This is a genomic window from Aeromonas dhakensis (assembly GCF_002285935.1).
GTDB lineage: Bacteria > Pseudomonadota > Gammaproteobacteria > Enterobacterales > Aeromonadaceae > Aeromonas > Aeromonas dhakensis.
Map to the genome: position 1 here is coordinate 4,121,835 of NZ_CP023141.1, position 12,788 is coordinate 4,134,622.

A 12,788-nucleotide genomic window follows, 5' to 3' on the forward strand; every position below is an offset into this window, starting at 1 on the left:
AACGAAGATGTTTAAACTGCTCGAACAGGTCCGGGTCCCCACCCTGAACCTGCCGGTCGAAGCCCGGCGCAAGCTCTGGTTCAAACCGTTTATGCAATCCTATCTGGTTGTGTTCATCGGTTACCTGACCATGTATCTGATCCGCAAGAACTTCAACATTGCGCAGAACGACATGATCCAGGAGTACGGTCTATCCATGACTGAGCTCGGCATGATCGGCCTTGGCTTCTCCATCACCTACGGGGTGGGCAAGACCATCGTCTCCTACTATGCCGATGGCAAGAACACCAAGCAGTTCCTGCCGCTGATGCTGATCCTCTCCTCTCTCTGCATGCTGGGCTTCAGTGCCAGCATGGGCGGCACCGGTTTCAGCCTCTACCTGATGATCTTCTTCTACGCGGCCAGCGGTTTCTTCCAGAGCTGCGGCGGCTCCTGCAGCTACTCCACCATCACCAAGTGGACGCCCCGCAACAAGCGCGGCACCTATCTGGGCATGTGGAACCTCTCCCACAACGTGGGCGGCGCCGGTGCGGCCGGTGTGGCGCTGTTCGGTGCCAACTACCTGTTCGATGGCAACGTGCTCGGCATGTTCATCTTCCCCTCCATCATCGCGCTGATCGTCGGTTTTGTCGGCCTGCGCTTTGGTAGCGATTCGCCGGAAGCCTATGGCCTGGGCAAGGTGGAAGAGCTGTTTGACGAAGTGGCGAGCGAAGAAGACGTCGCCACCGAAGAGCAGAAGTTGACCAAGTGGCAGATCTTCGTGAAGTACGTGCTGCTCAACAAGGTGATCTGGCTGCTCTGCTTTGCCAACATCTTCCTCTACGTGGTGCGCATCGGTATCGACCAGTGGTCTACCGTCTACGCCCACCAGGAGCTCGGCTTCTCCAAAGACGTAGCCATTCAGGGCTTTACCTTCTTCGAAGTGGGCGCCCTGGTCGGCACCCTGATGTGGGGTTACCTCTCCGATCTGGCCAACGGTCGCCGTGGTCTGGTGGCCTGCGTGGCGCTGGCGCTGATCATCGCCACCCTGGGGCTCTACCAGCACGCTACCACCCAGTTCATGTTCCTGGGCTCCCTGTTCCTGCTGGGCTTCCTGGTGTTCGGTCCGCAACTGCTGATCGGCGTGGCCGCCGTGGGCTTCGTACCCAAGCAGGGGATCAGCGTGGCCGATGGCGTCAAGGGCACCTTCGCCTACCTCATCGGTGACAGCTTCGCCAAACTGGGTCTGGGCATGATCGCCGACGGCACCCCCATCTTCGGCCTGACCGGCTGGAGCGGCACCTTCGCGGCGCTGGACATGGCCGCCGCCGCCTGTCTGGTGCTGATGGCCTGCGTCGCAGTTGCCGAAGAGCGCAAGATCCGCCGCATCAAACGTGAGCTGAAAGCTGCCACTTTGGCGACCCAGTCCGTCTGAACCAGCGCGAGCTGAAAGCTGCCCCCCTGGCCGCCCAGTCCGCCTGAGCCCCGGCTTACTGGGCACTGATTGCCCGGTCTCAAGGTTTCACTCCGTAGTGTGCATTCGGCCCGCCCTCTGGCGGGCCGTTTTTTATCTCCGCTTCCCCATTTGTCCCTTTTGGGGCCACAAAAGCGCTCACCCCTTGCCCATCCCTTCAACAGAGCGCAGTCGGGATCCCATTTTTGCCTCCGCCCCTTTGGCAAGACCGCCCCTTGGCGCTATCTTGTTGCCCCACCCGAATTTGCCGTGAGAGCCCATGAAGATCCTCGCCGTCACCGCCTGCCCCACCGGCATCGCTCACACCTACATGGCCGCCGAGGCGCTGCAAAAAGCCGCCGACAAGCTGGGGCTCAAGATCAAGGTCGAGACCCAGGGGGCCATGGGGCTGGAGAACATCCTCACCGCCCGCGACATCGCCGGCGCCGATCTGGTGCTGATCGCCTCCGATATCGAGATTGAGCAAAAAGATCGCTTCCTCGGCTGCCCTATCCACCAGGTGGCGCTGGAGGCGGTGCTGCTCGATGCGGTGGCCGTGCTCAAGACCGCCGCCCCCGGCGTCTGAATGCTGATCCGCGAGATCTCCTTTCACTGCCGGCTGGGGCTCACCATCACCCAGGCCAAGCAGTTGAGCCGGCTGGCCGGGCTGTTCAAGTCCCATATCCAGTTCATCAACGTCACCCGCCGCCAGGCGGTGGAGGCGACCAACCAGCTCTCCCTGCTCACCCTGGCCACCCAGCCCGGCGATCTCTGTCTGCTGCTGATCGAGGGGCTGGATGCCGAGCTCGCCCACATGGCCTTCACCTGCTGGTGCGTGGAACTGGGCCAGCCGCTGGGGCGCCCGGGCAGCGCCGCCCTGGCCGAGCAGCGCCTCGGCCAGGCACTGCCCGACTATTGCTTCACCCTGGCCCAGCTCGGCCATGCCACGGCGCCCCTCGACAAGGCCCAGGCACTGGCGGTGCTGGTGGATCTGCTGCCCGCCGCGCTGATAAGCGACAGACCCATGCTGGAGCAGGCCATCGCCGTGCGCGAGCAGCTGGCCGCCACCATCATCCGGCCCGGCCTCGCCATGCCCCACGTCATCTGCCCCGCCATCCGCCGCCCCGCGCTCTCGCTGCTCAGCAGCAGCGAGCCCATCGAGTGGGGCTCCGCACTCGGGCCGGTGCAGACCCTGATTTTGCTGGCGGTCCCCGCCGGCCTGGCTCCCGAGCAGTTGCGCCCCCTCACCCGGCTGGCCCGCGCATTGATAGACGAGCAGGTGGGCACGGCGCTGCTGCACGCCGGCTCCTCCCCCGCCCGTCAGGCCATCGTCATCGACGGCCTGCTCGGCTGAGCGGCTGGCCTCCCGTCCCCGTCGTTCATGTCCGCGACAGCCCCCTGTGGTACACTCGCCCTTCCCCTGTTTTTGGTATGCATGCGATGAAATCAGCCCGCCCCCGTCTCTCCCTCTCCGCCCGCCCTGACACCGAGCACAAGGCCAAAGGACCCGCCACGGCGCGCCCATCCCAGCGCCGGGAGGCGCAGCACGCCATGAGAGACAAGGAGGGCGAGCGCAAACCGGCACCGGCGCCTGCCGATCGCAAGCTGCTGCTCTTGAACAAACCCTACATGGTGCTCTGTCAGTTCACCGACGAGGCGGGCCGCGAGACCCTCAAGGATTACATCACCGAGCCCGGCATCTATGCCGCGGGCCGGCTCGACCGTGACAGCGAGGGGCTCTTGCTGCTCACCAACGACGGCAAGCTGCAGGCGCGCCTCACCCAGCCGGGGGAGAAGACCCCCAAGACCTACTGGGTGCAGGTGGAAGGCGTGCCGAGCGAGGAGAAACTGGCCGCCCTGCGCGCCGGGGTGGAGCTCAACGACGGCATGACCCTGCCCGCCGGGGCGCGCATCATGGATGAACCTGCGGTGTGGCCGCGCAATCCGCCCATACGCGAGCGCAAGGAGATCCCCACCTGCTGGCTGGAGATCAAGATTGTCGAGGGGCGCAACCGCCAGGTGCGGCGGATGACCGCCCATATCGGTCACCCCACCTTGCGCCTTGTCCGCTACGCCATCGGGGAGTGGACCCTCGATGGTCTGGCACCGGGGGAGAGCCGCGCCCTGCCCGCTCCCGAGCTGGCAGCGGCACCGCGGCAATCGGCTGTGCACGGCAAGCCGCGCGCATCCGCCAAGCCACAGGGGGCCGGCAGCAACAGCAAGGCCCGGCCGACCCGTCACGCCCAACACCAGGAGCGGGACAGCCGCGAAGCGAGCCCCCGCTCGGCCAATCGCAGCGGCGGGCGTGGCACCGCGCGCCGCCCGGCCCGCAGCAAGCCATCGGAATAACACGAGCAAGCCATTTGGCCAGAGTGCCGCAACATAGATGGCGCAACCTGATCGAGTGCCACAGCAAGGCACAATACACAAGACAAGGAGTCCCAATGAGCGATCATCCCCCCCTGCCCGCCCGCCTTACCGTGGCCGCCCTGGTGCACTGGCAAGGCCGCTTCCTGCTGGTGGAAGAGGAGATAAAAGGCCAGCGCCGTTTCAACCAGCCCGCCGGCCACGTGGAGCCGGGGGAAGATCTCGTCCAGGCGGCCTGCCGCGAGCTGAAAGAAGAGACCGGGCTCACCGCCGCTCCTACCGCCTGGCTCGGGGTCTATCTCTACAAGCCGGCGGACAGCGAGGCCACCTTTGTGCGCATCGCCGTCATCTTCGACCTTGAAAAGGCGCCGGGTCAGCACCATCCAGAGGATCCCGACGGCGACGTGCTGGCCTGCCACTGGCTCACCCTGGAGGAGATTGCCGAGTGCAAAGCGGCCCTGAGAAGCCCTCTGGTGTGGCAGTGCATTCAGGACTATCTGGCGGGTGCCCGCTTACCGCTGTCGGCCCTCAAGGCCTTTATCTAAGAGCCGTTGGAGGCTCTTTTTGACGCCGTGAGGCCGAGACAAGAAAAACGATTTCCTGCTGCCAGGTTCCTGATGGGAACGGCGGCATGGATATGTGACCGGGGGCGCGAAATTCTGGTAGAATACGCCCCGTTTAAACGAACTGGTAACTTCGACTAATGACAGACAACAGCCAAATCAAGGTGATCGTCGGCATGTCCGGCGGCGTGGATTCTTCCGTCTCGGCCTACCTGCTCCAGCAGCAGGGCTATCAGGTCGAAGGCTTGTTCATGAAGAACTGGGAAGAAGACGACACGGACGAGTACTGCTCTGCCGCCCAGGATTTGGCTGATGCCAAGGCCGTCTGCGACAAGCTGGGGATGAAACTCCACACCATCAACTTCGCTGCCGAGTACTGGGACAACGTGTTCGAGCACTTCCTCGAAGAGTACAAGGCCGGCCGTACGCCGAACCCGGATATCCTGTGCAACAAGGAGATCAAGTTCAAGGCGTTCCTGGAGTTTGCCGCCGAGGAGCTGGGGGCCACCTACATCGCCACCGGCCACTATGTGCGCCGTGACGACAGCACCGGCCGCCCGCGCCTGCTGCGCGGCCTCGATACCAACAAGGATCAGAGCTACTTCCTCTACACCCTGAGCGAAACCCAGGTGGGTCAGAGCCTGTTCCCGGTCGGGGATCTCGAGAAGCCCGAGGTGCGCCGCATCGCCGAGCAGCTGGATCTCATCACCGCCAAGAAGAAAGACTCCACCGGCATCTGCTTTATCGGTGAGCGCAAATTCAAGGACTTCCTGGCCAAGTTCCTGCCCGCCCAGCCCGGTCCCATCGAAACCGTCGACGGCAAGGTGATCGGCGAGCACCAGGGGCTGATGTATCACACCCTGGGCCAGCGCAAGGGGCTTGGCATCGGCGGGCGCAAAGATGCCACCGAAGAGGCCTGGTACGTGGTCGACAAAGAGGTCGAGCGCAACACCCTGATCGTGGCGCAGGGGGAACATCCCCGCCTCTACTCCGATGGCCTCATTGCGAGCCAGCTGCACTGGGTGGATCGCACCCCCATTCGCGAACCGCGCCGTTGCACCGTCAAGACCCGTTATCGGCAGGAAGATATTCCCTGCCTGATCCAGCCCATCGACGATGAGACCATCCGGGTCATCTTCGACGAGAAACAGGCTGCGGTGACCCCGGGCCAGTCCGCCGTCTTCTACGACGGGGAAGTGTGTCTGGGCGGCGGCATAATAGAGCAGCGTTTCAGCCATCCGGTGTAAGGGCTGGACGCTCACAAGCGTCCGCGCTCTACTCCCTTCTCCCCTCGCGGGAGAAGGGTTGGGGATGAGGGGGTAACCACCCTCACCCTGACCCTCTCCCTGAGGGAGAGGGGACAAAGAAAAAACAGCACAAGGCAGTGATACATGATTGGCAACTTCCTGGCCGGATCATGGCATCGGCCGGTGAATGAACAGAACAGGGCTGTGAAGATATGAGCGACAAATTCCAAGGCCGGATCATGGCCTGCAGCGGATATCTGCCAGTGAATGAACAGAACAAGGCCGCGAAGATATGAGCGACAAATTCCAAGACAGAACCATGGCCTTTGCCGGCATCTGCCAGGCCGCCTACCTGGTGCAGAAGGTGGCCCGCGACGGCACCTGTGACGAGGCCTCCCTGCGCGAGAGCCTCTCCAGCATCCTGGTCACCGACCCCAAGCAGCCGCTGGACGTGTTCGGCAACCACCTCGCCATTCGCGACGGCTACCGCGCCCTGGTCGAGCAGCTGGGCGCCGACGGCAGCCAGAAGAATGCCGAGCTGACCCGCTACGTGGTGAGCCTGATTGCGCTGGAGCGCAAGCTGGCCAAGCGCAAGGACATTCTCAACATGCTGGGTGAGCGGATCGGCCAGATCGGCCGCCAGCAACAGCACTTCGACCTGCTCGACGAGCAGATCCTGGCCAACATGGCGAGCATCTACAGCGATCTCATCAGCCCGATCGGCCCGCGCATCCAGGTGGCGGGCACCCCGCTGTTCCTGCAGCAGCCGCTGGTGCAGCACAAGGTGCGCGCCCTGCTGCTGGCCGGCATCCGGGCCTGCGTGCTGTGGCGCCAGCTCGGCGGAAGCCGTACCCAGATCATCTTCGCCCGCAAGAAGATGGTGGAACTGGCCAAGCGTTACTAATCATTGGCTCGCGCAAAGGTAGGGGAGGACAAAGTGAACAGCCGCACATCAGCCTTGATGGCCCCCGGCCCGCGCGCGAGTGGATACGAATCCCCCACACCAATCATCAGGAGTTCACCCCATGGAGCTGTCCGCGCTGACTGCTGTTTCCCCGATTGACGGTCGTTATGGCGACAAGGCCGATGCCCTGCGCCCTATCTTCTCCGAATTCGGTCTGCTGCGTTTTCGCGTCGAAGTCGAGGTGCGCTGGTTGCAAAAACTGGCCAGCCACGCCGGGATCCCGGAAGTCCCTGCCCTGAGCGCGGCTGCCAGTGCCCTGCTCGACGGCATCGTCAGCAACTTCAACGAGAGCGACGCCGCCCGCATCAAACAGATCGAGCGCACCACCAACCATGATGTGAAAGCGGTGGAGTACTTCCTGAAAGAGAAGGTGGAAGTGAACCCCGAACTGGCCGCCGTCAGCGAATTCATCCACTTCGCCTGCACCTCCGAAGACATCAACAACAACTCCCACGGCCTGATGCTGAAGACCGCCCGCGAGGAAGTCATCAAGCCCTACTGCGAGAAGCTGATTGCCGAGATCAAGCGCCTGGCCGCCGAGTACCGCGACATGCCGCTGCTGTCGCGCACCCACGGTCAACCGGCCACCCCGAGCACCATGGGCAAGGAGATGGCCAACGTCGCCTACCGTCTGGAGCGCCAGCTCAAGCAGATCATGGCGGTGGAGATCTTGGGCAAGATCAACGGCGCCGTGGGCAACTACAACGCCCACATCAGCGCCTATCCGGAAGTTGACTGGCACCAGTTCTCCGAGGAGTTCGTCACTTCTCTGGGCCTGACCTGGAACCCCTACACCACTCAGATCGAGCCGCACGACTACATCGCCGAGCTGTTCGACGCCATGGCGCGCTTCAACACCATCCTGATCGACTTCGATCGCGACGTGTGGGGCTACATCTCCCTGGGCCACTTCAAGCAGCGCACCATCGCCGGTGAAATCGGCTCTTCCACCATGCCGCACAAGGTCAACCCCATCGACTTCGAAAACTCCGAAGGCAATTTGGGTCTGGCCAACGCCGTGTTCCAGCACCTGGCGAGCAAACTGCCCATCTCCCGCTGGCAGCGTGACCTGACCGACTCGACCGTGCTGCGCAACCTGGGCGTGGCAGTGGGTTACTCCCTGATCGCCTATCAGGCGACCCTGAAGGGGATCTCCAAGCTGGAAGCCAACGCCGATGCCATGGCCGCCGATCTGGATGCCAACTGGGAAGTGCTGGCCGAGCCGATCCAGACCGTGATGCGCCGCTACGGCATCGAGAAGCCCTACGAGAAGCTGAAAGAATTGACCCGTGGCCGCCGCGTCGATGCCGAAGGGATGCGTACCTTTATCGACACCCTGGAATTGCCGGAAGCCGTCAAGGTCGAGCTGAAGAAGCTGACCCCGGCCAACTATATCGGTGACGCCCAGCGTCTGGTCGACCTGCTGAAATAAGCGGGCGAGAGAGTATCGGGGGCCCTGGGCGCTAGCCACAGGGCCCCCTGTTGTTTTCCCTGCCAAGGCGGGGCCATGAGTGGCGTTGCCCAAGCCCGTCTTGGGCAACACCTCTCTCACAGAGACACGAGAAGACCATGTACCAACTCAATCTGGATATCGCTCACTTCCTCGAGCACTACTGGCAGAAGCGCCCGCTCCTCATCAAGGGCGGTTTCACCGACTTTCAGGATCCCATCAGCCCGGACGAGCTGGCGGGTCTGGCCATGGAAGAGGTGATTGAATCGCGCCTGGTAACCCGCTTCAACAACAAGTGGGAAGCGGCTCACGGCCCCTTCGAATCCTACGATCACCTGGGTGAAGAGAACTGGACAGTGCTGGTGCAGGCCTGCAACCACTGGGCCCCCGAGGTCAACGAGCTGGCGCTGCCGTTCCAGTTCATCCCGGGCTGGCGTTTTGACGATGTGATGGTGAGCTTCTCCACCCCTCACGGTGGCGTCGGTCCCCACATCGACAACTACGACGTCTTCATCACCCAGGGTCAGGGCAAGCGCCACTGGCGGGTCGGCGATGCCACACCGCTCAATGAGTTTGCCGCCCACGCCGCCCTGCTGCACTGCGAGCCGTTCGAGGCGATCATCGACGTCATCATGGAGCCGGGCGACATCCTCTACATTCCGCCTGGATTCCCCCACGAGGGCTACGCCATCGAGCCCTCCCTGAACTTCTCGGTGGGCTTTCGCGCGCCTGACGCCAAGGCGCTAATCTCCTCCTTTGCCGATCACCTGATCGACAACGAGATCCGCACCGAGCGTTACGGCGATGCCGACCTCAAGCCCCGTGCCCGCCACGGCGAGATCCAGCCCCATGAGCTGCACCGCCTGCGCGAGCTGATGCAACAGGCACTCGATGACGAGACCCTGTTCAAGGAGTGGTTCGGCACCATGATCTCCGAGGCCAAGCACGATCTGGACGTGAGTCCCATGGAGCCTGACTACAGCGCCGAGGAAGTGGCCGACCTGCTGACCCAGGGCGAGCCCGCTATCAAGGTGCCGGGGCTGCGCTCTGTCTGGTTCAGTGGCGAAAGCCAGACCTGCTACATCGACGGCGAAGCCTGGACCCTGCCGAGCGAGGATGCGGCGGCCATTTCGCTCTTGTGCGACAAGGACATGGTTACCCAGGCCGACATGGTGGAACTGGCCGATCAGGCCGGCTTCCTCCAGCTGCTGACCCGGCTGGTCAACCGCGGCTACTGGTTCTTCAACTGATCCCCCCACGGTGACAGAAGGCGCCCTCGGGCGCCTTTTCTATCTCAGCTGCCCGACCTCACCGTCTCTGCTGCCGACCGGGCCACCCCGGCGGCGCTTTCACTGCTTGCCTTGTCCACAACCTGCTTTCGAAGCTGAACCCACTCTTGACGACACATCTGATGATGCTTTTTTGCGCAAGTGAAAGCTCGTATCATGCGGCCATTGCTCAAGCAGCCAGATTTAGCAGAGAGGTATCCCATGCAGATCAGCACTCGTCCCATGCCGTTGCCCGGTTATGGCAACGCCTATCCCAAGCTGACCCCGGAGCAGCTCAACCAGGGTCGTGACAAGGCGCTGGACAAGAGAGATGAATACGTGGCGACGCAGGAGGAGAAAGAGACCACCCGCCGCACTCTGGCCGTCTCCTACACAGAGCAGCAGCAGGACAAGGCCGCCGTGGATCGCTATCTGCAAGCCAGTGGGCAGGAGAGCGATGAGCAAAGCGCCCCGACGGCCGTCGATCTCTACCGGATGGAAGAACGCCACCAGCAGCAACAGCAGCTCGGCGACTACCTGCAATACCGGCAGAGCCCCCTTGGCAAACAACTGGCGGGCATGACGGGGGCCGAGGATCGCAAGGGCAACCTGCTCGATACCCGCGCCTGAGCAAGCCCTGTACACACAAGGGGATGACATAAAAAAAGCCCTCGCTGAGGGCTTTTTTTATGGGTCAGGATGCCGTCTCTTCCGGCAACTCGTCAAACAGCGGGTGGTAGAGCACCTCCCCCTGCACGCCAGCCAGACCGCCTTCCTGCAGCTCCATCGCCATGAAGCAGTCGGCGGGCACTTCGTAGATGCAGTGCAGGCCGAACTCGCTGGCGGGACGAAAACCGAAGCGGCTGTAATAGGTCGGGTCACCAAGCACCACCACCGCCTTCCAGTCCATCTCCAGCGCCGTATCCAGCCCCTCGCGCACCAGATCCGAGCCGATCCCCTGCCCCTGCCAATCCGGGTGGACCGCCACGGGCGCGAGACCAAGCCAGGGCCCCTCCACCCCGTTAATGGTGATCGGGCTCAGCATCAGGTGCCCCATGAACTCGTACTCCTCCTCCTCGACCATGGTCACCACGGCGGCGCCGCATTCGCGCAGGCGGTTGACCAGTTCGGCCTCGTCGGTACGGCCAAAGGCGGCACTCACCAGGTCATAGACCGGCAGCATGTCGCCAGGGCGCTCGGTTCTCAGCATACAGCGTTACTCCTCGTACAGCAGAGCGGGCATTATTCCACAAACTGCCCGCCGCCCTGAGCATCTTTGTCCAGAAATGGGAGGGTGGACTCAGGAAAACGATCCGCCACCTGCACCAGCAACTCATGCAGATCGGCCGGTTGCAGGCGGGTGATGGCGGTTCGATAGGCGTTGAACAGCGGCGGTTCGGCCTGTGCCAGCCAGGCCAGAGTATCGTCGGCATCCCGATGCCAGCGACCGGCCAGCTCATCGAGCAGAGCGGGCATGGCCACCAGCAAGTCGAGCAGATGATAGCGATGGGTGAGCGGCTCAGCGGCCAGCAGGGCGAGTCTGGACTCCTCCCTTGCGAGCCAGCGCAGGCGCTGGCGCCGCTCCGCCCGGGTCAGCAACACAGGTCCCTGGCGCTGCAGGCTGGCCAGCTGCAGCAGGTAGTCCAGCCCCTGCTCCTCGGCGTCTTTCAGCAGCAGGCCGCGCAGCAGATGGAGCTGCTCCGGCTCGGCCTGCGCCAGCGCATCCTGGTCGTAGTATTCCACCGCCAGCGGCCCGTCAGGCGGCGCGGCGGCGGGCTCGCCCTCTTCTGCCTCATCCCGATTTGTCATGAACAGCGCCAGCCGCTGCGGCGCCCCCTCCCCGACCTGTGTCTGCAGGATGGCTGCCACCACCCGCGCATCGGCCAGCAGGGGGGCCAGCTGCCGTTCGAGCGGCGCCGCCAGCGTCTGGCTTCGTGCCAGCTGCCAGTAGCTCACCTCGCTCTGGTTCTGGCTCAAGCTCTGGCGCTGGCCACTCAGTGCCCGTCGGCCGCAATAGCGCATGCCCAGCTTGGCCATCACCCGGCCGGAGGCATGGTTGTCCGGCATGTGGCGGGCGGTGAGCACCGGCAGCTGCAGCCGGTCGAACGCAAAGACCTTCACCAGCCGGGCGGCCCGGGTCGCCAGCCCGCGGTTTTGCCAGGGCACGCCTACCCACCAAGCCAGCTCGCCGTTCCAGTGCAGCGAGATAACCCCCACCAGCGGTGCATGGCCCTCGCCCGCCGGCAGGGTCAGCGCCCAGCTCCAGCCCAATCCGAGCGCCGCCTTGCGCCAGCAGCCGGCCAGCCAGTCGCGAGCCGCCTCCGGCGGATAGGGGTGGGGAATGTTGAGGGTGTAGCGGGCGAGCGCCGCATCGCTGCAATAGCGCACCACCTCGGCTTCATCGAGCGCCAGCAGGGGGCGCAGTTGCAGAGCGGGTTCCGACCGGGAGGGAGGCTCGGCCAGCATCGGCACCGTCAGGCGGCAGGCCAGCAGGCGGTTGAGCACGGCGCCCAGATCGTCCTGCTCCGTCAGCGTCAGATCGGCGCCCTGTGGCCCCAGGGTCAGCAGCCCCTCCTCTCGCGCCAGCGTCAGCAGGGAAGCCGAGCCGCTGATGAGGATCTGCCGGCTCGGATCAACGGCCTGCTGGCCGGGCAGATCGCCGTCCAGCCAGGCGGCCAGCAGCGCGCTGGCCGAACGCACGCCATCGGGCGGACAACAGGACCAGAGTCCGCCGGTATCGCTCGGCAAACACTCATCGACCTTGCTCTGCAGCAACTGCCAGCCATGACCCTGCCGCTGCCAGGCCTGCAACACCGGCGCCCAGTGGGGCTGCCACAGGGCGCGCTCGATCAGCAGTTCCATCAGCCGGCCTGACAGGCCACAGGCAGGCTCAGGTGGCGGGGATGCGCCTCGATACGGGCAATCCAGGCCCGGATGGCGGGCCACCCTTGCAGCGAAAAGATCCCCTCCTCCGCCACATGGGTGTATGCATAGAGTGCCAGATCGGCGATGGTCGGCGCCTCGCCGCACAGGTAGGGGCTCTGCTTGAGCCGCTGCTCCAACACCGACAGCGCCTTCTCACCGCCGGCCTTGAGCCCGTCGAGGCGCGCCTCCTGGGACTCCGGCCGCCCCAGATAGTGAACGATGAAACGGGCTACCGCGATATAGGGCTCATGGCTGTACTGCTCGAAGAACAGCCACTTGAGCACCTCGGCCTGCTGGCGCGGCTCGGCCGGCCACAGGGGCGACCCTTGCGCCAGGTAGAAGAGAATGGCGTTGGACTCCGCCAGGGTGTCGCCCTGGGCCAGCTCCAGCACCGGGATCTTGCCGTTGGGGTTCAGGGCCAGAAAATCGGGGGTGCGGGTCTCCCCCGCCAACACATCCACCGGCACCCAGTCGAGGGGCAGCTCAAGCCAGCGGGCCAGCAGCCAGGGCTTGTAGCAGTTGCCGGACTTCAGATCGCCATACAGACGCATACAGACTCCTTGTCAGCAGCA

Annotated in this window: 13 protein-coding genes; 10 read left to right on the top strand and 3 right to left on the bottom strand. The window is 64.1% G+C overall.

The genetic code is table 11. The features are described 5' to 3' along the window. Window positions 1-7 precede the first annotated feature (7 nt). The 10 genes from uhpT to CK627_RS19100 all read left to right on the top strand — a co-directional run bounded on the left by uhpT (window position 8) and on the right by CK627_RS19100 (window position 9,921). Window positions 8-1,414: a hexose-6-phosphate:phosphate antiporter UhpT gene (uhpT, locus tag CK627_RS19055; RefSeq protein WP_010634589.1), complete on the top strand. Its 1,407-nt coding sequence runs from the start codon at window positions 8-10 to the stop codon at window positions 1,412-1,414. Window positions 1,415-1,712: 298 nt separating this feature from the next. Then, entirely contained in the window at window positions 1,713-2,018 is a 306-nt protein-coding gene (locus CK627_RS19060) for a PTS fructose transporter subunit IIB (protein WP_017409976.1), read from the top strand. Beyond that, complete coding sequence (locus CK627_RS19065) at window positions 2,019-2,786, top strand: PTS sugar transporter subunit IIA (protein WP_095593127.1); 768 nt, start codon at window positions 2,019-2,021, stop codon at window positions 2,784-2,786. A gap of 77 nt (window positions 2,787-2,863) precedes the next feature. Then, entirely contained in the window at window positions 2,864-3,781 is a 918-nt protein-coding gene (locus tag CK627_RS19070) for a pseudouridine synthase (RefSeq protein WP_095593128.1), read from the top strand. A 95-nt stretch (window positions 3,782-3,876) separates the two neighbouring features. Beyond that, window positions 3,877-4,344 (top strand): NUDIX hydrolase, encoded by a 468-nt coding sequence (locus CK627_RS19075; protein WP_095593129.1) that lies wholly within the window; start codon window positions 3,877-3,879, stop codon window positions 4,342-4,344. A 158-nt stretch (window positions 4,345-4,502) separates the two neighbouring features. Then, the gene (gene mnmA, locus CK627_RS19080; protein WP_010634593.1) at window positions 4,503-5,609 is read left to right on the top strand and encodes a tRNA 2-thiouridine(34) synthase MnmA; all 1,107 of its coding nucleotides are present in this window, start codon (window positions 4,503-4,505) and stop codon (window positions 5,607-5,609) included. Window positions 5,610-5,901: 292 nt separating this feature from the next. After that, window positions 5,902-6,513: a high frequency lysogenization protein HflD gene (hflD, locus tag CK627_RS19085; protein WP_005298892.1), complete on the top strand. Its 612-nt coding sequence runs from the start codon at window positions 5,902-5,904 to the stop codon at window positions 6,511-6,513. Between the two features lie 121 nt (window positions 6,514-6,634). Continuing rightward, entirely contained in the window at window positions 6,635-8,005 is a 1,371-nt protein-coding gene (gene purB, locus CK627_RS19090; protein WP_010634594.1) for an adenylosuccinate lyase, read from the top strand. A 137-nt stretch (window positions 8,006-8,142) separates the two neighbouring features. Then, entirely contained in the window at window positions 8,143-9,273 is a 1,131-nt protein-coding gene (locus CK627_RS19095; RefSeq protein ID WP_095593130.1) for a ribosomal protein uL16 3-hydroxylase, read from the top strand. A 240-nt stretch (window positions 9,274-9,513) separates the two neighbouring features. Then, a complete protein-coding gene (locus CK627_RS19100) occupies window positions 9,514-9,921 on the top strand; it encodes a hypothetical protein (RefSeq protein WP_095593131.1) in 408 nt (135 codons plus the stop codon). Window positions 9,922-9,985: 64 nt separating this feature from the next. On the opposite strand, the gene CK627_RS19105 is transcribed toward CK627_RS19100, so the two are convergent. Genes CK627_RS19105 through CK627_RS19115 form a run of 3 tightly spaced genes read right to left on the bottom strand, consistent with a single transcriptional unit; the run spans window position 9,986 to window position 12,767 of the window. Further along, window positions 9,986-10,501 (bottom strand): GNAT family N-acetyltransferase, encoded by a 516-nt coding sequence (locus CK627_RS19105; protein ID WP_005298877.1) that lies wholly within the window; start codon window positions 10,499-10,501, stop codon window positions 9,986-9,988. A 32-nt stretch (window positions 10,502-10,533) separates the two neighbouring features. Next, on the bottom strand, window positions 10,534-12,153 hold the full coding sequence (locus tag CK627_RS19110; protein ID WP_095593132.1) for a GNAT family N-acetyltransferase: 1,620 nt from the start codon (window positions 12,151-12,153) through the stop codon (window positions 10,534-10,536). Next, the gene (locus CK627_RS19115; RefSeq protein ID WP_095593133.1) at window positions 12,153-12,767 is read right to left on the bottom strand and encodes a glutathione S-transferase family protein; all 615 of its coding nucleotides are present in this window, start codon (window positions 12,765-12,767) and stop codon (window positions 12,153-12,155) included. The genes CK627_RS19110 and CK627_RS19115 overlap by 1 nt, the downstream gene beginning before the upstream one ends. Between the last annotated feature and the right edge of the window lie 21 nt (window positions 12,768-12,788).